Here is a 19,615-nt window from a genome sequence, read left to right as displayed (position 1 = left end):
CTCAATAAAAGTTGGCGGAGGCGGTGGGACTCGAACCCACAAGGGGATAAACCCCACCGGTTTTCGAGACCGGCCCCTTAGCCAATTCGGTGCACGCCTCCGCAAGTTATTGTAATCTATTTATTTGATAAAGCCCAAACCATGGAGATACTTTCTAGCAACAATTTCTGGTTCTAAACCTTCAAAGTCAACCAAGTAATTCAGCCTTATAATTATATCCTCATTTAAATACAATGTCAATGGTTTTAAAATTTCTTTTATTTCAGGGTATGCATCTATTATTTCTTTTCTAACCAAAACAGAAGGATTGTAGTGTGGAAAGAAAGATTTGTTATCCTCTAAAATCACTAAATCAAAACGTAAGATTTGTGCGTCGGTAGAATATATCATAGCCACATCAATATTTTTACGCGCTAACGCTTCATATGTTAACCCTGCTTCCATCGTTCTTACATTTTTTCTTGGTAGATTCATATCGTATTCATCCATAACAGCAAATATCCCGTCGCTTCTTTCATAATATTCTGGATTAACTCCAAAAATTAAATCTTTTCCTTTTCCAGAATTAATATAATCAGCCAAATCACTTAAACTATGTATTCCGTTTTCTCTAGCAAAAGAGCTTCGTACTGCCAAACCATAAGTATTATTAAAATTTATCATATCTAACCATACGATGTTGTGTTTCTCTAAGTCTTCTTTTGCTACTAAATCGAACAGTTCCTCAGGATCATATATGTTTTCTGTATGTCCAAAATACGCTGCCCAAGCAGTTCCTGTGTAATCTACATAAGCATCTACTTGACCTGTTTCCATAGCCTTGCGAAGAGGAAAAGAGGATAGTCCAAACTTTTCTACTACTTTAATCCCGTTTTCTTGGAGAAGTAAAGAAACCATGCTTGACAATATATAACCTTCTGTGAAAGCCTTTGCTCCGACGACTACCTTTTCAGCTGCATATATATAGTTTATACCAAACAAAATAACAAGTACCGAAATAACTATTTTTTTCATTTTTATCAGTCCTCCTTTAGAGCTTTTCTTACTCTCTTTAAAAAACTAATGCATTTTTATAGCTCTTTTGCCTTGTAACACAGTTTTTAGTCATCTATCGACCAGTCAATTTTTGCTCCTTCACTGAATCCGTACCTTTCAAAAAAACCTGCCTTTACCTCTAAAGCATATTTGAAAGGTTTGTAAATTATGTAAATAGGGCAGGTTGATTCTTCGCAAGGTTTCATGTTTTGTATATTTAATATTGTTCCATTGTTATCTATAAAAGCGATGTCAAGTTCAACAAAGGTGTTTTTCATCCAAAAGCCTCTTATTCCAGGATTTGGGAATACAAAAAGCATTCCATATTCTTCTGGGATATCTTCTCTGTACATTAAACCGAATTCTCTTAATTCGTTCGTATTAGCAATTTCAATAGGGATTGTCACAACTCTTCCCTCTTGTGAAATAGTTAGAGTTCCTTTTGGAAATTGCGGTATATTTATCGTTTGACTCAATAAATTGGTTGAAAGAATCATCGAAATTAAAAAAATAAAAGCCAGTTTTTTCATAATTTTTTGCTCCATAATGATAAATTAGGTTTCGAACTTTTTGCCAAAGCCTAATTCATCACCATTTTGATCTTTCACTTTAAAATCGGGAGCCAAATCTCCAACCTTCAATGCCATAGTATCACCTCTCATCTCATTGAGTTTATAAAACCTTCTAATTTGTTTAAATCTATGTTTCTTTTAAAAAGGGGTTCTTTGTTTTGTTTATAAATAGTCAATTGTTCTTCAAAAGTTGGTTTTCCCTTTTCTTCATATATTATACCCAGAGGAATTTTGTCTTCTTGAAAAGCCATTTGTAGAGCTTGCATTTTATCTGATGGATCGTAATCTTCCCCTAATTTGTAAGTATGTTCATTAAACCAGGCATAAGTATTTATTTTGTTAAACGTCACGCATGGTTGGAACAAATCAATTAGCGAGTATCCCTTATGTCTGATAGCTTTTTTAATAATTTCTTTAGTGCTTTGAATGTCGCCTACAAAAGCCCGTGCAACAAAAGTAGCTCCGTTAGCTATAGCCACAGCAATGGGATTGAAGGGGTTTAGTATTACTCCGTTTACTTGAACAGGGGTGACCATTCCTTGTTGTGAAGTAGGAGAAGCCTGTCCTTTTGTTAATCCATAAACCCGGTTATCATGGACTATGTTTGTTATGTCCACGTTTCGTCTTATATTGTGGATAAAATGGTTTCCCCCTTCACCGTACATGTCTCCATCTCCACTTTCAGCTACTACGTATAAATCTGGATTAGTCGATTTAATGGCAAAGGCAACGGGTAAAGCTCTACCATGAAGGCCATTAAAAGCATTGTTTTTAAAGTAATGAGGAATTTTTGCTGCCTGTCCTATTCCTGAAACGAGCACAAAATTGTTGGGAGTTATTTCTTCCATTTCTTCCAAGGCTTTTTTTAATATATTCAGTATTCCAAAATTACCACAACCAGGGCACCAAGCTATGTCTAATTCTTTTTCGTTTTCTAGACTAAAAATATTTTTTCTTTCACTCATTGTAACTCCTCCCTTATTTTAGCGGTTAACTCTTCAACCGAAAACGGCATTCCATTGAATTTTAGTATCTTACTATCTATTTTTATACCAGTTTCTGCTCTTATTAACTTTGCAAATTGGCCCGTGGCATTATTTTCAACATCAATTATTTTTTCTGCATTCTCTAAAAATTCAACCGCATTTTCTGGGAAGGGAAAAACTTGACTAAAGTGAAGCATAGCAAGATCTTTATTATCTATATTTTCTATTGCCTCTTTCACAACATTATAGTTTGAACCCCAACATACTAAGAGATATTTGTAGTTTCTATTTCCAAAGAATTCTGGAGAAACAAAATCATCTTTTAAAGCATCATATTTTTGGAGCCTTTTTTCCACCATTTTAATTCGGATATCCAAATCTTCAGTTAAATGACCTTCCTCATCATGTTCATCACTATCTACGATAATTAATCCTTTACCAAAGTTAGGTATACCTCTTGGTGAAACACCGTTTTCTGCTTTTGATAAATCATATCTTTTATAATCTTCACCAGTTTCGACGAAATATTTTTTATTTTCAATTTTGGAAAGGTCCAACTTTTTAACGTTATAATACGAATCAACAAAAAATTGATCTGTCAAAATAAATACTGGGATCTGATATTTATCGGCGATATTAAATGCCTGTTGAGTTAAATAGAAAGCTTGTTCAAGATTACCAGGAGCAAAAACCAGCCTTGGAAATTCACCATGCCCTGAGTGTATAACAAGATTTAACCCTTCCTGAGCGGTTCTTGTTGGTAAACCTGTTGCAGGGGCAGGTCTTTGAGCAAGGTGAATTACTAACGGTGATTCGATCATACCAGCTAGAGAAAGTCCTTCTTCCATTAAAGCAAATCCTCCGTCAGAAGTAGTCACCATTGATCTTGCTCCAGCGTACCATCCGCCTATTGCCATATTGATTGCGGCAATTTCATCTTCGGCTTGTTCAACTAAAATGTCGAAATTTTTTGAAAAATTTGCTAAATCAACTAGAACCCCAGATCCAGGCGTCATTGGATATGAAAAAATCGAATCACAATTTCCTGCTAATGCTCCTAGAGCTACCGCGTCGGTTCCGCTAATTAATAAATCGTCTTTTAAAGTTTCATTTGCAGAGATCTCTATTTTTATCTCTCCATTTTCAGAAAAGTCTTTACCCAATTTGTGACCTTCTGAAGCAGCTTTTATGTTATCTGAAACAATTTTTTCTCCCCTATCTCCAAATCTTTCTCTTAGATACTCTTCTATCGTTTTTATGTTTATTTTGAAAAGACCCAAAATTACACCAACAGCAACTATATTTGCATATATTTCATTGCCTATTTCTTTTGCAATAGAGAGGATGGGGACGTTGAAAAGATTTTTGTTTTCTAATTTCAACGAATCGTTGTCTGCTATGATTAGGGTATCTTCATTCACTCTGTCTCCTAGATGTTCAACTGAACTTTTTGTAAGAGGTATGAGTATATCAATTTTGTCAACGTAACTTTTTACAGGTTTGGAACTTACCCTTATTTCAGTTGAATTGCTTCCACCTCTAACCCTCGACATGTACTCTTTTGTGGCAAATACATAATAACCTTCCCTTTTAAGAATAAAAGTTAGCAGTCTTTCTATCGTTTGAATCCCTTGGCCTGCTTCACCAGATAAGACGATTGATACATCTTCTTTCATAGTTTTATTCATCAGGATTCCTCCTCGAATTTTGTTTTCTACTTGTTCAATTATATCAGACAAAATAAGTCGAAAATGAAATGGAATGTAAAAATTTTAAATATTTTTATAATTTTTAATTATGAAATTATAAAAGTGATTTCCAGCCAATTTCGTTTAATTTAAATTCCACAAATTCACCTTGAAAATTATAATTTACTTCTTCTGGAAGTACTATTGTTTCATAGCTTTTCAAGTTAACATATACGCCTAACCCTTTTTTATTTTGGTTGGCAAATCTGGAAAAGCTAAAGTATTTGGTACACAATCCTTCAGTCTTCCTTGAAATAGAGTAACTGGTGTGAATGTTGTTGAGAACTTTTTTAGATTTATCAACATGGATTTCTCTAGGTCTTCCCCAGTCGTATAGTCTGTAAGTTAAATCTGAGCTTTGCTGTATTTCAAGTAAAAAGCTATTGGGACCTAAAGTATGCACGGTTCCAGCGGGTATGAATATGGAATCGAATTTGTTCATTTCATAACTTTCTAGTACTTCATCCCATCGATTGTTTTCAAAAGCTTGGAGGATATATTTATTATTATTTGAAACTTTAATTTGACCATTATCCTTCAGAAAGTACCAAGCTTCCGATTTACCCCATGGCTCGTTTTCTAATTGTTTGGCCATTGTATCATCCGGATGCAATTGTATGGAAAGCCAGGAAGAGGTTGCTATTAGTTTTAAGAGTAGAGGGAATTTTGGGAAGAGTTCACTTGCTTTTCCATATTCTCTTTGGCTATTTCTTCCATACAATACGGTTTCATGGCCATCTAAAGGTGAATACAGCCAGACTTCTCCTATTGTTTGGTTTTTTTCGTAGTTGAAAATTCTGTTTAACTCGTTACTTCCCCAAATTTTTTCACTAAAAACTGGTTTCGAAACAAGGGGTTCTGATATCTGCATGCTTACCTCCTGTTAAATTTTTTAAATGTATTTTCTAAAATACTAAGTCTTAATAATATTTTGTCTTTATATATTTCTGAACCGCCATTGTAAATACTGTATGCATCCTCTTCCCCGTAACGTAATTTGATATCGTATAAGTATAGGATAGAAGTCATTAATTGCACATCAGGTCTTTCGCTTACGATATCCCAATACCAAGGTTCTAAGAAATTGATCCTCTGGTAAAATTCAGGATAATTATGTTTTAAATACCAATAAGTAGGGGCTTGAATTTGAAAATATCCTAAACTTTTCCCATTATCTCCTTTTGCATTTTCAAAATTCGTTTCTACTATTCCAATAGCTAACAATTCGATTGGATAGACATATTCAGTTACGTAGGGAAATTCGTTGTATAATATTTCAAAAACGTTAACGAATTCTCTTATTGTTGCATCGTCCAGAGTATAGTTATTTTTTAAGTACTCTTCAAAAAAAATAATTTGCTTTTTATAATTTGAGGATTTAGAAACTAAAAAAGCAATTATTATACATGTTATTAAAATCAACAAAAGTATGAATAGATACTTCACATTTCTATTTGCTAAGGATCTTTTCATTTGATTCTCCTTATAGGGTTATTACGTATTATAATAATTTATTATACCATATTTTTTACCAAAATACTTAATCAAAACTTAATAAAAATCTGCCATTCTGTTTATTAATATTTTAAAAAAACAACAAAATCTTTTCTCACGAATAATATACTAATTCTTAAATTATGTTAAAATATTGAATGCTGGGAATTAGAAAAAATGATTGATAAAAGGAGTATTTAAATGCTTTTGGATAATGTTGCCTTGGGAAGATACGTTGAATTAGACTCGTTGATGCATTCACTGGATCCAAGGGGAAAACTTTTAGGATTGTTCGTTTTAGCAGGATTCGCTTTTTCTATAAACAGTTTTTACGATGTTTTGATTATGTCTTCGTATACTTTGTTGTTGATGTTGTTATCTAAATTAAGTTTGAAGTATTACATGAAATCCTTAAAATCAATATGGTTTATAGTTATCTTTGCCTTTGTAATTCAATTATTCACAATAGGAGGGAATACACTTTTTAAGATTGGCTTTATCAGAATAACAGATACCGGTTTATTTAATGCTGCTATAATTACCTTCAGAATACTGTTTGCAGTTTTGTTATCTTCTGTTCTCACGTTAACTACTTCTCCTACCTCTTTAGCTCATGCTCTTGAGGATATCCTGAGATGGTTTTTTGTGCCAAAACGATTTGCCCATGAAATATCGATGGTAATGACGATAGCTATAAGATTTATCCCTGTAATTGCGAATGAAGCGGATCGAATAATGAAGGCACAATTAAGTAGGGGGGCAAATTTTGATGATAGAAAATTTTCTGGAAGGATTAGAGGGGCTATATCTATAATTATACCTTTGTTGGTATCTGCTCTGAGAAGGGCTGAAGATTTGAGCGTTGCGATGGAAGCAAGAGGATACAATGGCTGGGAAGGGAGAACAAGATTTAAGCAGTTTAATTGGGAAATAAAAGATACTTTTTTCCTAATTTCTTTTTCTTTAGTATGTTTTACTATTATTTTTATTTAGTGGGGGTTTTTTGGTATAATTTAAAAGGATAAAAAAACATTGAAAATAGATTCGAGGTGTCCGATGAATTTTCAACACTTATAAGGGCCTGTTCCTTCTCGAAGGATGGGAAGATCCTTAGGAGTAAGCCCAATACCTCCAAAAACCTGCAATTTCTCTTGTGTATACTGTCAGTTAGGAAGAACGAGCAACATGACAAACCAAAGACAAGAATTTTTTAATTTACAAGATATTTTAGAAGAGTTTAAATCTTATATTAAAAGCGGCGTATCCCAGTTTGATTTTGTAACCATAGTTGGTGAAGGTGAACCATTATTATACTTTAGAATTGGTGAACTAATAAAATCTATAAAAGCTTATGTTGAAAAACCTGTTGCTGTAATTACAAATGGGGCTCTATTGTCTGAAAAAAAAAGCAAGGGAAGAGTTAAGTGAAAGTGATCTTGTAATGCCAACGCTGGATGCTTATGATCAAAGAACGTTTAAAAAAATAAATAGACCTCTTAAAAGTATATTGTTTGAATCCTACGTGAATGGATTGATAAGTTTTTCTAAAAATTTTAAAGGTAAAATCTGGATGGAATTCATGATGGTAAAAGGATTAAATGATGATGAAGAATCTTTAAGGAAAATCCAAGAAATATTTAACAGAATAAATTATGATCGATTGTATATCAATTTACCCATGAGACCCCCTGCGGAAGATTGGGTAACAGTTCTAGAAAGAGAAAAAATTGAGCTAGCTCAAAATATCTTAGGAGGCATATCTCTTGATTTTTTAGAAGAAGAAGAAGATTTCTACAGTTCTATAGAAGATGATTTGGAAGCTATCTTAAGTATAATAAAAAGGCATCCGATGAATCAGCATGAGATTGAGAGCTTTTTAGATCAAAGAAGATGTAAAAATAAAAAGGAGATTTTTGAAAAATTGGAGAAAGATGAAAACGTTGAAAAAGTACAGTATTTTGGATTAAATGTATATAGGTCAACATCTGTGAGGAGGTAAATAAATGCCTGAAAATAAAAACACCAAAGAAGAAAAAAAGAAATTAAAGTTTTCCAATATAATTTGGGTTTATATTATATTTGCGGTTATTTTTGTTGGAGCTCTCGTTGCTTTGAACTGGGAAAATAACCCTAGGATATCCTATTCTGAAATGTTAAGCTTGATCAATAACGGTCAGGTGGAATCCATAAAAATAAATCAAAACGGGGACGTGACAATATTTGCTAAAGATGATTCTACTTATGAATCTTTTTCTCCAGCTTTAGTAATCGATAAACAGTATGTGAATAGTTTAATTCAAAAAGGTATAAAAGTCGAGTATATCGAAAGTGTAGCCTCAAAGTGGTGGTTTGGTTTATTGATTAATATAATACCTATAGTAATAATGGTGCCTTTCTTTTTTTGGTTATATCGTTCCGCTGCATCAGGTGCTAAAAGCAGTATGAACTTTGGAAAGAGTAAGGCAAAGGAGTATGAACCAATTGGTGAAAAAGTTACTTTTAAAGATGTGGCGGGAATCGATGAAGTTGTGGAGGAAGTAGAGGACATTGTAAAATTTTTGAAAAATCCTCAAGAATTTCAAGAATTAGGTGCAAGAATGCCTAAAGGAACTTTGCTGGTAGGCCCTCCAGGAACGGGTAAAACTTTGACAGCAAGGGCTATAGCTGGTGAAGCAGATGTACCTTTTTATTATGCAAGTGGTTCAGATTTTGTTGAACTTTTTGTAGGAGTGGGAGCATCTCGAGTTAGAGACCTTTTTAAAACAGCTAAAGAAAATGCTCCTTCAATAATATTTATTGATGAATTAGACGCAGTAGGTAGACAAAGAGGAGCTGGACTTGGCGGCGGGAACGATGAGAGGGAACAAACTCTTAACGCCTTGTTGGTGGAACTCGATGGTTTTGATTCTTCTACAGGTGTTGTTGTAATGGCTGCTACAAATAGACCTGATGTTCTTGATAAAGCCTTACTTAGACCCGGTAGGTTTGATAAAAAAATAATGGTAGGCCCTCCTGACAGAAAAGGAAGAGAAGAAATTTTAAAGATACATACACGTAAAAAGAAAATAGCCCAAGATGTTGATTTAACATTGTTAGCCAAAAGGACACCGGGCTTCGTAGGAGCAGATTTAGAAAACCTAGTTAATGAAGCTGCTTTAATAGCTTCAAGAAAAAAGAAAACTCAAATCGAAATGAATGATTTTGAAGAAGCTATTGATAGAGTATTAACTGGTCCGTCCAAAAAGTATAGGATAATATCCGATAAAGAGAAGAAGATTCTATCGTATCATGAACTGGGACATGCGGTATTGGCTTATTTATTACCTAATACCGACCCTGTTTATAAAATTACTATAATTCCAAGGGGTATAGGTTCATTAGGATCTACTTTACAAATTCCCGAAAAAGACAGATACCTAATTAAAAAAAGTGAAATACTTAATAGAATCGTTGTAGCCCTAGGGGGAAGAGCAAGTGAGAAATTAGTGTTCAATTTTGTTACTACAGGCGCCAAAGATGACCTAAGAAAAGCTACGGACTACGCAAAATCCATGATTTATAGGTTAGGGATGTCCAAAAAGTTGGGACCGGTGTATTGGGAAGGAGAAGAGGAAGAAATATTTTTGGGTAGTGAGTTGACAAAACAAAAGAATTATTCGGAAGAAACTGCTAAAGAACTTGACGTTGAAGTCAAGAAGATAATTAACTCAATGTACGATAAAGCTGTTGAGCTGCTTAGGCAAAATAAGGAGAAACTTGATCTTCTAGCTTCTTATATTTTTAAAAAAGAAACGATCTATGGAGAAGAATTCAAGAAGCTTATGAGCAAAGACCTTGAAGAGTTAAAAGAATATATTGGGGGCGAAAAAGAAATAAATGAATTTCTTAAAATAGATGTTGTGAATCATGTTAACTATCAATCTGTATAAAGGTGAGGAGAAAATAATGATAAGAGCTATTATTTTTGATATGGATGGGGTCATCATTGATAGTGAACCCATCCATTATAATGCAAATAAAAGAATTTTTGAAGAATTGGGAATTCCAATGAATAAAAGTTCATATAGTAATTATATAGGTGTAAGCAATCAAGAAATGTGGCAAGACTTAAAAAATGAATACAATCTACAACAAAGTGTTGAAGAATTGCTTGAAAAACAAAACTTAGAGAATTTGCAATTATTAAAAGAAAGTGTTAAAGAGCCAATAGAAGGTGTAATAGAGTTGTTACAAACTCTGATAGAAAGCAATTATAAGATAGCTTTGGCCTCTTCTTCCCCTATGAGATTGATCAAAGAAGTTCTTTGCCTGTTTGATATTGAGAAGTATTTTGAGGTTTTGGTGAGCTCAGAATACGTTGCTCGTGGTAAGCCTAAACCTGATATTTTTATATACACAGCAGGCTTGTTAAAGGTTAAACCAGATGAATGTGTAGTTATAGAAGACTCAAAGAATGGTGTTAAAGCGGCAAAAGCTGCTGGAATGAAGTGTATAGGTTTTAAAAACCCTAACTCACTCAATCAGGATCTATCGAAAGCAGATTTAGTGGTGGAAAATATGAAAGAAATAACTTTGGAATTGATAAAAAAGTTAGAAAAAGTGGAAGCTTAAGATTAAGGGCTCGCGTTTGTTTCATAATTTTTTAGTACTATGCTATGCGATATAGAAAAATAAAAATTAACTTCTGAAAAAACGATTGTAAAAGCAAAAGAGAATAACAACATTATAAAAAATCTTTTCATAAATTTCCCCATTTTTAGGAATAAAAAACGTTGTCTACAAACCAATCCATTTTCATTAGTTCTTCGTCTGAAATATTTTTGCCTTTCGAGACTTTCATATTACCTTCCTTATCAAAAATACTACCTCGGAAAGGATGAAACCTATTGTCCATAATATCTGTTTTCACAGTGTCAACAAGGTTTTTTGTTGTAGAAGGAACTATTTCACTTATAGGTGACAAACAAACGATCCCGCTCTTAAGTCCACCCCAAAAGTTCTCTATCTTTTCTGAACCAGAAAACAATCTAAATAAGGAAAAGTTTGATCCTCTTAATACATCTTTAATGATGTTTTCGTAGTATACTCCCCAATTCCAAACCACGGAGGTTAAATGGGTAGTTGGAGCATATTCTTTCATATCAAAATGGTAACCAATGGTATAAACACCATATTCTTCTCCAACCTTGCAAACTTCTGGAGAATCCTGATGATGTGTTAAAACATCCACTCCAATTTCATTTATTAAATACTCTGCCGTATCTCTTTCATATTCTATATTGCGCCAAGTATTCGTCCATCCAACAAACACTTTTGATTTTGGATTAACAGCCTTTGCTCCTAAAGCAAAGGCATTTATTCCCATAATGACTTCAGGTATACCGTAAGAAGCAACGTAACCTATTTTATTGTTTGTTGTCATAGCACCTGCTATCATACCAGAGAGAAATCTTGGTTCGTACATACGCCCGAAATATGTATTAATATTCTTCGTAGTACGATACCCAGAAAAATACATAAATCGAACATTTTGAAGTTCCTTTGTATTCTGATTTTGTAAGAACTCAAAACTTGTAGAAAATATTAGATCGAACTTTTCTTCTTCAAGTTTATCTAATATTCTTTCATATGTTTTCAAATTAGAAATATTTTCAAAATACTTTGTTATTATTTCACTTCCTAAACGTTTTTGAACGTACCTTCTTCCCAATTCATGAGAATATGTCCATGCTGACCCCTCTATTGAAGTATTGTAAAGGAAAGCTACTTTTAATGTTTTCCCTGCGAAAATCTGAGGTAATTTAAACAATGGCTCGGATGGTTTACCCAGGCGTTCCTCTAATTCTTCTACCAACTCGTTAACCTGCTTCCTCATTTCTCTTTCAATAGTGGGAACATTCTCCAAACCAAATTTTTTTAGATATTCTAAAAAAGCCTCTTCTTCAGTAAGCGAAATTGTGTCTTTGGCAATTTCCCTATACACTTTTCTAAATAGAAGATATACTGAATTGATCAGTTCATCATAATCATTATCAACAAAATCACTTTTTTTCTTGTAATCTTTGATTAAATCGTACAGTTCTTTGAATTTGCCTTCTTTGTTGAACCAGATTATATTAATTTTTGTCTTTTTATAAAAATCTAAAAATTCATAGTAGATCCTTATTTCAGGATTGTTTTCATCCCATTTGGGAATCAATCTAGTAACTTCCCCGCGGACTGAAAAAGCGTCTGAATATTTCAAAACGCTTACCCTTTTGTTCCCTTCAACAATGTAAAACCAGTTTAAATATTCGTAGGCTGTTACCGGCTCTCTTATCCCTTCAGATATATGAGCTTCGTACAAATTAATCCATTTGCTTGCAAACTCTGAATCAATTTTCATTAAAGGATAAAAATTTGCTGAAAAAGAGAGTGAGCGAGAATGATAGTAAGTTCCTTTGATCCTTTCTATAGGGATATCTATCAGGCCGAGTTTTTCTTCCTTAATTATTTCAACGTTGTGGATGATATCTTCTAAACACGGCAGATATCCTTCCGCCCCTTTTGAAATATTAGACAAAAAGTCTTTTTTTGCTAATCTATTGGCTTTTTCGTACTCACTTCTGCTGAGACTTCTCGAGGTCCTATACATTTCGCTTTAGCCTCCCGTTTTTGTGGGCACGTTAAGGGGTAAGCCCCTTAAGATCCCCAAGTTCAAAATCAAAGTTTATTATGAAAAAGATTTTTTGCAAGAAACAGCAAAACCTTTTAGGGATATATTCTTATAAGATTAATTCAATAATACAACACAATAATTAAAATTTCGTTTAAAAAAATTAATTAATCACTAAATTGAAATAGTTTTTGTACGGATTTTCTTATAAGTACAAATTTCTATAACTTCTTTTTTTTCATCATCGTATTTTATTAATTTGTAAGGGACCGCATTTATTAGATAAGATACATTATTTAAGAATTTAATTTCAAAATCAAGTTCCTGAAAATCGTATTTGGGATGAATATGACCGTATATCCAAATTTTTGGAAGTGTCTTAAGATAAAATTCCCCCAAGGCTCTTGAAGGGGTATGAGATTGACCGTATTTTTTTATGGTATTTTTTATGTAAGGAGGATTGTGTGTAATCATTATATCGATTGGTTTATACTTATTGCCTTTAAAGATTGTGTTGAAAAGTACCTCTCTTTTAAATTTATTAATATCCCTTTCTTTGAAATAAAAAGGTCTATATCCATGAGCTAGAGCACCGGAAAATCCCGCTACTATGATATCTTTGCCTATGAATTTTTTTAAGTTAACTATGCCATGATTTAAAACATAGGCTCCTTTGTATACCTTTGAAAAAGAGTTGTTTTCCTCTTCGTATAATTTATAATACTTTTTATCATGATTACCGTGTACCATTAAGCTTAAGGATGGTTTGAATTCGTTTATTACGTAATCCATATATTGTGGAGAAAGATCTCCAGCGTAAATAAGTAAGTCAAACCTTTTCTTGTCTTTATTTATTAAATATACTTCCTCGTCGGAAATTGCAATTATATCTATCATCGTTTTAATTCCTTTTTATTAAGAGATTCTATAAAATTATTTTATCAAAAAATAGTGATAAGTTGAAATTTTGTATAATAATTTAAAACTCATGCGAAAATTGAATGTAATTGAATTTAATTAGTTATAAAAAGTTTTAATCAACTCTTATCGCCTCTGAGGGGATTTTGAAAAAACTTATAAGTCATGTACAATATAATTACATACAGTAAGAAAATAATTAATGAGAGGGGGGGGTCACTTATAACTGAACATAATCATGTAAAAGGGATTAGAAATATTAACAGGTATAAAATTTTAACTTATATCTATAATCATAAAATAGCAACAAAAGCTGAGATATCGAAAAAATTAAAAATTAGTGCACCTACGGTATCGAGAAATTTAGAACCATATTTAAATAATTTAGTTTTGACTTCAGGAATGAAGGATAGCAAATTAGGTAGAAAAGCTGAGATCTTAGAACTCAACGAAGAATATAAAATACTTGGAATTCAAATTGAAAATGAATTCATAATATATGGAATATACAATTTGAAAAACGAAGTTTTAGATTCTAAAAAGAGGTTTTTATCTGATTATGATTCCATAACAGAACTCTGTGCTCAGTTAGAAGACGAATTAAAAAAGCTCAAAACAAATATCTTATCCGTAGTAGTTGGAATCTCTGGGTATGTTTCAAAAGATGGAATTATTAATTCTTCCGCTTTAAGAATAAATGGTTCCAATGTTACCTTTCTGGTGGAAACTTTGAAAAAATTGTTTCCGAATGCTTTAACTGCCTTTGAAAATGATGCAAACCTTTTAGCGATAAAAGAGAGATTCTATTCAGATAAAAAAGTGAAGAATGTAGTTTGTATTTATTGGGGAAAAGGGGTAGGAATGGGTTTAATAATTGATGAAATGCTTTATGTTGGTAAAGGTCGAGCAGGTGAGTTAGGAAGTATACTTACCAATGGCCAAACTTTGGAGAAGTACATCGATTCTTCTAGCCAAAATGAAGTTATAAAAGAATGGATGCGTCTTTTAAGAAATATTTATTACGTCCTACAACCAGACAAAATCGTGTTGAATTGTACCCACCAGGAAGAGATGGATAAGATAATAGAAGAATGGGACAAAACATATCCTAATTTCAATGAGGTTAAAATTCACAGAAGTGAAGAAAGTGCCATTGTCGAAGGAGCTGCTATTTTAGCCATAGAATTGTACTTAAAAAAAGTTACAGTAGGATTGGAAGGGGAAAATGTTTACTGAAACTATTTCGTTATTCAAATCATTTAGAAGGAGGTAGGTTAGAATGAAAAAAGTATTTTCGATGTTGTTGGTGAGTAGCATAATGATTTTATCAGCCGTTTTTGGATTCTCGCAGGATATCACATTTGCGACTTTCATCGATGGCCCAGATCTACCCGTGTTTCAGAAACAAGTTGCTTCTTATGAAGAGGAAACGGGGAAAGATGTAGAACTGTTGGTAATACCCTACGCAGATTGGAAGACTAAGATGATCATGATGTTACAAGGGGGGACACCTCCCGATGTTGCAAGAGAAACCGATGTTGTTTATTTACAAGATTACGCCATCGATATAACCCCTTATGTAAAACAATACACAGGCATGGAACCTATGGAGTGGTTGGACACAGTTACCGTGTATAAAAGTTGGTTTAAAACTTATAGCTTAGAGTCAGGGATGATTCCAGCCATTCCGTATACCACTGACGTTTTTGCTCTTTTTTATAATAAAGAATTATTCAAAAATGCAGGGATCACAGTCCCAACAGATGGGGTTTGGACAATTGACCAATGGTACGATGCCATGGTAAAGTTGAAAGAATCTGGAGTACGCTATCCTTTGGTTTGGGATAGGAGTCCATCAAGATTCTCTTGGTTGATGTACACATATGGCGGAGGTTATTGGGATGAAACTGGGACAAAGATTATCTTGGATTCTAAAGAGTCTATTGAGGCAATGGAATTTTTCTTGAAAATTCATGATGAGGATTTGATGCCGAAAGCCGTTTGGATTTCTGGTGATGCGCCTTTAAAGTACTTCCAAAATGGGCTTTCTGCAATGTATCTCTCCGGCACATGGATGCTTCCAACCTTCGCGGAACAATTGGATTTTGAGTGGGGGGCAATTCCAATGCCTGTGAAGAGAGAAAGATACACCTTTTCTGGAGGTAAGTTGATAGTTCCATTAACCGAAGAAGGTGTTGAATTAGCATTCTATTTAACAAATAAAGAGAACCTTGCTGATATTAGTTCTGCATTGTATCTATTGCCTGACAGATCGGACATGACAGAAGTAACTTACGATGATAAAATGGTTCAAGAAGCTAACATAGTAGCGATGAATGATTTGCTTAACACATCTCCAGCAGCGAAAAAGAGGCAAGATTTTGATTGGTATAATTTAAAGACATCTCCTGTGATTCAAGGGAACGTATCTTCAATAGTTAATATGGTTGTTTCAGTTCTCACTCACGAACAAACACCTGAAGAAGCGATGAATAAACTCGCAGATCAAATTCGAACTGAAGCTGGTTTAAAATAATTCGTTCCATATAATCCGCATGTCTGAATCGGGCATGCGGATTATTTCTACGAGGAGGGATACTTTTGGCTGTATCTAAAGGTTATCGTGTCGAAGTTACGGGATTATTTTTCATCTTACCTAATCTGGTAATATTCACTTTGTTTGTAATTTTTCCGGCAATTTCAGGGATTTTTCTGGCTTTCACAGATTATAGTATGTTGGGGACATCCGCAAACTTTGTTGGTTTTGAAAACTTTGTAAAGATTTTTTCCGATTTTAGCACTTCTTCCTTTTTAAGAAGTATGTTAAGAACTTTTCTATTCACAGCGATGTTTGTTCCCCTAGTTTTTTTCTTTTCGTTGTTTCTGTCAGTTCTTACTACTTCTGAGATTGTAAAAGGTAAAAGTATTCTTAGAGCCCTTTTTTATTGGCCTTGGATCTTATCCCCCGTTATTGTTGCACTTTCATGGAAATGGTTCTTGGATATCGATGCGGGTTTTTTAAATATAATCTTAGAAAAGGTTGGCATGGAACCAAGAATGTGGTTATTAGAGCCAGATCTAGCCTTTTTTTGGGTTACATTGGTTAACGTCTGGTATGTTGCAGGATATTTCATGGTCATGTTCAATGCTGCTCTAACATCTATTCCCATGCAAGTATACGATGCGGCAAGTATAGATGGTGCAAACAAATGGCAAAGGTTTTGGTATATTACTTTTCCCCTTTTAAAACCAACTTCTGTGTTGGTAATGGTCCTTTCAACGATTATGGCTATAAGAAATTTTGAACTAGTTTATGTTTTTACAAAAGGTGGTCCGGGGAACGCCACTATGTTTATGGTTCAAAAAGTTTATGAAGCAGGCTTCCAAGATTACAAATTAGGGTTGGCTTCTGCAATGTCAGTTGTAATGTTTTTTGTTTTACTTGGATTGACGTTACTACAATTTAGGTATATGAAGGGGGAAGAGTAATAAGATGAACAGAAAAAGTATAATAATTATTGTAAACTTGCTTGTCTATGTTTTTGCAATTGTGTATGTTACTCCAATAATATGGACAGTTATATCGAGTTTCAGATTAGAGAAAGATTTGTTCGCATATCCACCAAAATTGATCTCAGAATTTACCTTTCGCAATTACATTAACGTCATTCAAAATACTGATATTCTGGCTTATTTTAAAAATTCAAGTATAGTAAGTATAACCTCTACGATTATCACGATAATCATTAGTTTAATGGCTGGATACGCCTTGGCTAAAATTCAGTTTAGATCAAAGAACTTTTTCTTTACATTATTTTTATCAACCTTGATGATACCAATGCAGGTTATTATGATCTCAATATATTTTGTTTTGGCCCGCATTGGATGGATAAACACCTATTGGGGATTGATAATACCACCAGCGGCTACGCCTACAGGAGTTTTTTTGGCAACCCAGTATATAAGGTCAACGATTCCTACAGAAGTAATAGAAAGCGCGAAAATCGATGGAGCAAGTGAATTAAAAATATTTTGGAGGATCATAATACCTTTATCTCAACCTGTAATAGCTGCCTTAGCTGTGTTATCATTTACTTGGAGATGGAACGATTATATTTGGCCTTTGTTAGTTGTTAGTTCCCCAAAATATATGACGGTTCAGCTTGGGTTAGCATTATTCTCAGGTGAGCATACCGTACAATGGGGATCTCTTTTGGCGATGACAACACTTTCTATGATCCCTGTAATGGTTGTATTTTTAGCCTTTCAAAGGTATTTTGTAAAAGGTATAACAATGGGATCTCTAAAATAAGAAAAAAGGGGAGGAGAAAATATGGTGGATGCGCTTTTCATTGGGGCTCACCCTGATGATTATGAGGCTTTTGCAGGAGGAACAATACTTCGATTGAAAAACGAAGGGAAGAGTTGTGGAGGAATAATTTTAACCGATGGCTCCGCAGGTAAGAACAACGATGTCAACGTTAGAAAATTGGAGGCAGAACGGGCTGCAAAATCTTTGAAACTCGATTATTTTGAAATGATAGGACTGAAAGACGGATATTTAGATGAAATTAATAATTTAGCCAGTTTAATCGCAAATCTTATACGCAAGTATAGGCCCAAAATCCTTTTCACACACTATTTTGAAGATAAGCACCCCGATCACAAAGCAATTGGAGAAAGTACTAAAGATGCCTTATTTTTAGCCAGAACGAAAAGAGATGATTTAGAAAATGAACCTTACAATTGTACCAACGTTCTTATGTTTATATCTGATATAACAAAGATTCCTCAATCTAAAGTTTATGTAGATATCACTGATTTTTTGGAAGACAAAATCAAGGTTTTAAGATTATACGAATCTCAAAGGGAAGTCTTAGACCCCATACCTTTGATGAACAAATATATAGCAGCCGATGTCTTAGAAGGAAGAAACAAAGCCGTAGAAGTATTTTATCCTTTTATACTAACTTTTGAAGTTTTGAAAACTTTTGATTAATATATATGAAAATAAAAGGATTTTGTTCTTAATTGCTTTTAATTGAGCATAATCGTTCTTAATTCTCATTAACTCCAAATAATTCCATTTGACTTTGTCAAATATAAAAGGTATAATAGCAATAATTGTTGAAACGTTTCAATAAGGAGGAGATTATGACAAGAATAACAATAAAAGATGTGGCTAAAAAAGCTAAAGTATCAGTTGGAACCGTTTCAAGAATAATAAACGGAGAAAAAAATGTTACAAAAGAAAATTTACAGAAAGTCTCGAAAGTCATTGAAGAGCTAAGTTATGTTCCAAACACTTATGCAAGAGGCTTAGCAACTGGTAAAACCAAATCGATATCTATAGTAGTACCTATGATTCGAACAGACTTTTATGATAGATTAATTAATTCTGTTGACAAAACACTTGTTAGAAAAGATTATGAAAGTTCCATATTTCCACTGTTGTCTGAATATAGATTAAAAAAATTTTTAGAGAAAAGTTCTATTCTTTATCATTCTGATGGTATATTAATGTCCTCATTGCCTGTTAATAAATTATTTAAAGATGGGAAAGTTCCAACAGATAAGCCGGTTGTTTTATTAGATATGGAATCAGAATATTACGACTGCGTATATATTGACAATTATGAGATAGGTAAAATCGCTGCAAAAATACTTATGGAAAAAACTGATAACCTACTAGTTTTCACCTTTATTGAGCCGGAAAACATTTTTACTTCCGGTGTGTTTGAAAAAAGGGTTAAAGGTTTTGAGAATATTTTAAATCAAAATAGTGTCAGTTTTTCGAAAAAAAATATTTTTCATAGTGAATTAAATCTGCATTATGCTTTAAATGAGGCTTTATCGGTACTAAAAAAAGTTAAGAAATTTCCAGTAGGTTTTTTTGCAACAACTGATTTGTTTGGTTATGGAATCATTTTAGCAGCAAAAAATTTAGGTATGGAGGTGGGAAAAGATGTATTCATAGTAGGTGTAGACGGGCAACCTTGGACCGAGGATATTGGGTTAACCACTATAAAACAACCAATTGAAGAAATGAGCGACTTAGCAACCAATATTCTTTTAGACAAGATTTATTCAAAATATTCGGTATCTAGCAGGAAATCTATAAAATTTGACCCAATAGTGGTTAGAAGAACTTCGGCGTAGTTTGGTATTACTCAATAAAGGATGAAAAAATTTTAAGGAGGGAAAAAA

Annotated in this window: 19 protein-coding genes and 1 tRNA gene; 11 read left to right on the top strand and 9 right to left on the bottom strand. The window is 33.4% G+C overall.

The annotated features are described in order from the left end of the window. Positions 1 to 12 precede the first annotated feature (12 nt). The 7 genes from AD60_RS02415 to AD60_RS02380 all read right to left on the bottom strand — a co-directional run bounded on the left by AD60_RS02415 (position 13) and on the right by AD60_RS02380 (position 5,814). Positions 13 to 101 (bottom strand) — tRNA-Ser (locus tag AD60_RS02415). A gap of 19 nt (positions 102 to 120) precedes the next feature. Beyond that, positions 121 to 1,014: a glycine betaine ABC transporter substrate-binding protein gene (locus AD60_RS02410; RefSeq protein WP_103927269.1), complete on the bottom strand. Its 894-nt coding sequence runs from the start codon at positions 1,012 to 1,014 to the stop codon at positions 121 to 123. 86 nt (positions 1,015 to 1,100) lie between these two features. After that, positions 1,101 to 1,565, bottom strand: coding sequence for a DUF192 domain-containing protein (locus AD60_RS02405; protein WP_103876291.1), 465 nt, complete (start codon positions 1,563 to 1,565; stop codon positions 1,101 to 1,103). Positions 1,566 to 1,693: 128 nt separating this feature from the next. Further along, positions 1,694 to 2,572, bottom strand: coding sequence for a thiamine pyrophosphate-dependent enzyme (locus tag AD60_RS02395; protein ID WP_103927268.1), 879 nt, complete (start codon positions 2,570 to 2,572; stop codon positions 1,694 to 1,696). After that, positions 2,569 to 4,281 (bottom strand): 2-oxoacid:acceptor oxidoreductase subunit alpha, encoded by a 1,713-nt coding sequence (locus tag AD60_RS02390; protein WP_103927267.1) that lies wholly within the window; start codon positions 4,279 to 4,281, stop codon positions 2,569 to 2,571. Before AD60_RS02390 ends, AD60_RS02395 begins: the two co-directional genes overlap by 4 nt. Positions 4,282 to 4,396: 115 nt before the next feature. After that, complete coding sequence (locus AD60_RS02385) at positions 4,397 to 5,212, bottom strand: type I phosphomannose isomerase catalytic subunit (protein WP_103927266.1); 816 nt, start codon at positions 5,210 to 5,212, stop codon at positions 4,397 to 4,399. A 2-nt stretch (positions 5,213 to 5,214) separates the two neighbouring features. Beyond that, positions 5,215 to 5,814 (bottom strand): hypothetical protein, encoded by a 600-nt coding sequence (locus tag AD60_RS02380; RefSeq protein ID WP_103927265.1) that lies wholly within the window; start codon positions 5,812 to 5,814, stop codon positions 5,215 to 5,217. Positions 5,815 to 6,036: 222 nt separating this feature from the next. Here AD60_RS02380 and AD60_RS02375 point away from each other — a divergent pair, with 222 nt between their 5' ends. The 5 genes from AD60_RS02375 (at position 6,037) to AD60_RS02360 (ending at position 10,446) form a co-directional block, all read left to right on the top strand. Continuing rightward, positions 6,037 to 6,828 carry an energy-coupling factor transporter transmembrane protein EcfT gene (locus AD60_RS02375; protein WP_103927264.1) on the top strand — a complete coding sequence of 264 codons (792 nt, stop codon included), beginning with the start codon at positions 6,037 to 6,039 and terminating at the stop codon, positions 6,826 to 6,828. Positions 6,829 to 7,020: 192 nt separating this feature from the next. Next, on the top strand, positions 7,021 to 7,263 hold the full coding sequence (locus AD60_RS10340; RefSeq protein ID WP_233186793.1) for a hypothetical protein: 243 nt from the start codon (positions 7,021 to 7,023) through the stop codon (positions 7,261 to 7,263). 13 nt (positions 7,264 to 7,276) lie between these two features. After that, positions 7,277 to 7,834, top strand: a complete 558-nt coding sequence (locus AD60_RS10335; protein ID WP_199177823.1) for a hypothetical protein — start codon at positions 7,277 to 7,279, stop codon at positions 7,832 to 7,834. Positions 7,835 to 7,838: 4 nt separating this feature from the next. After that, positions 7,839 to 9,764, top strand: a complete 1,926-nt coding sequence (gene ftsH, locus AD60_RS02365) for an ATP-dependent zinc metalloprotease FtsH (protein WP_103927263.1) — start codon at positions 7,839 to 7,841, stop codon at positions 9,762 to 9,764. A 16-nt stretch (positions 9,765 to 9,780) separates the two neighbouring features. Continuing rightward, a complete protein-coding gene (locus tag AD60_RS02360; RefSeq protein ID WP_103927294.1) occupies positions 9,781 to 10,446 on the top strand; it encodes an HAD family phosphatase in 666 nt (221 codons plus the stop codon). Positions 10,447 to 10,591: 145 nt separating this feature from the next. On the opposite strand, the gene AD60_RS02355 is transcribed toward AD60_RS02360, so the two are convergent. Further along, entirely contained in the window at positions 10,592 to 12,469 is a 1,878-nt protein-coding gene (locus tag AD60_RS02355; protein ID WP_103927262.1) for a BMP family ABC transporter substrate-binding protein, read from the bottom strand. Positions 12,470 to 12,664: 195 nt separating this feature from the next. Next, on the bottom strand, positions 12,665 to 13,387 hold the full coding sequence (locus AD60_RS02350) for a metallophosphoesterase (protein WP_103876282.1): 723 nt from the start codon (positions 13,385 to 13,387) through the stop codon (positions 12,665 to 12,667). A 186-nt stretch (positions 13,388 to 13,573) separates the two neighbouring features. On the opposite strand from AD60_RS02350, the gene AD60_RS02345 reads away from it, so the two are divergent. The 6 genes from AD60_RS02345 (at position 13,574) to AD60_RS02320 (ending at position 19,567) form a co-directional block, all read left to right on the top strand. Beyond that, positions 13,574 to 14,644 carry an ROK family transcriptional regulator gene (locus tag AD60_RS02345; RefSeq protein ID WP_103876281.1) on the top strand — a complete coding sequence of 357 codons (1,071 nt, stop codon included), beginning with the start codon at positions 13,574 to 13,576 and terminating at the stop codon, positions 14,642 to 14,644. Positions 14,645 to 14,687: 43 nt separating this feature from the next. After that, the gene (locus tag AD60_RS02340) at positions 14,688 to 15,944 is read left to right on the top strand and encodes a sugar ABC transporter substrate-binding protein (protein WP_103927261.1); all 1,257 of its coding nucleotides are present in this window, start codon (positions 14,688 to 14,690) and stop codon (positions 15,942 to 15,944) included. A gap of 65 nt (positions 15,945 to 16,009) precedes the next feature. Continuing rightward, on the top strand, positions 16,010 to 16,897 hold the full coding sequence (locus tag AD60_RS02335) for a carbohydrate ABC transporter permease (RefSeq protein ID WP_103876279.1): 888 nt from the start codon (positions 16,010 to 16,012) through the stop codon (positions 16,895 to 16,897). A gap of 4 nt (positions 16,898 to 16,901) precedes the next feature. Further along, entirely contained in the window at positions 16,902 to 17,720 is an 819-nt protein-coding gene (locus AD60_RS02330; RefSeq protein WP_103927260.1) for a carbohydrate ABC transporter permease, read from the top strand. A gap of 21 nt (positions 17,721 to 17,741) precedes the next feature. Continuing rightward, positions 17,742 to 18,407, top strand: a complete 666-nt coding sequence (locus AD60_RS02325) for a PIG-L deacetylase family protein (protein ID WP_103927259.1) — start codon at positions 17,742 to 17,744, stop codon at positions 18,405 to 18,407. A 155-nt stretch (positions 18,408 to 18,562) separates the two neighbouring features. Then, on the top strand, positions 18,563 to 19,567 hold the full coding sequence (locus AD60_RS02320; protein ID WP_103927258.1) for a LacI family DNA-binding transcriptional regulator: 1,005 nt from the start codon (positions 18,563 to 18,565) through the stop codon (positions 19,565 to 19,567). Positions 19,568 to 19,615 lie beyond the last annotated feature (48 nt).

The organism is Petrotoga sp. SL27 (assembly GCF_002924605.1).
Classification (GTDB): domain Bacteria; phylum Thermotogota; class Thermotogae; order Petrotogales; family Petrotogaceae; genus Petrotoga; species Petrotoga sibirica.
Note: the sequence above shows the minus strand (reverse complement) of the source record. Positions and strands in the feature narration are given on the sequence as shown.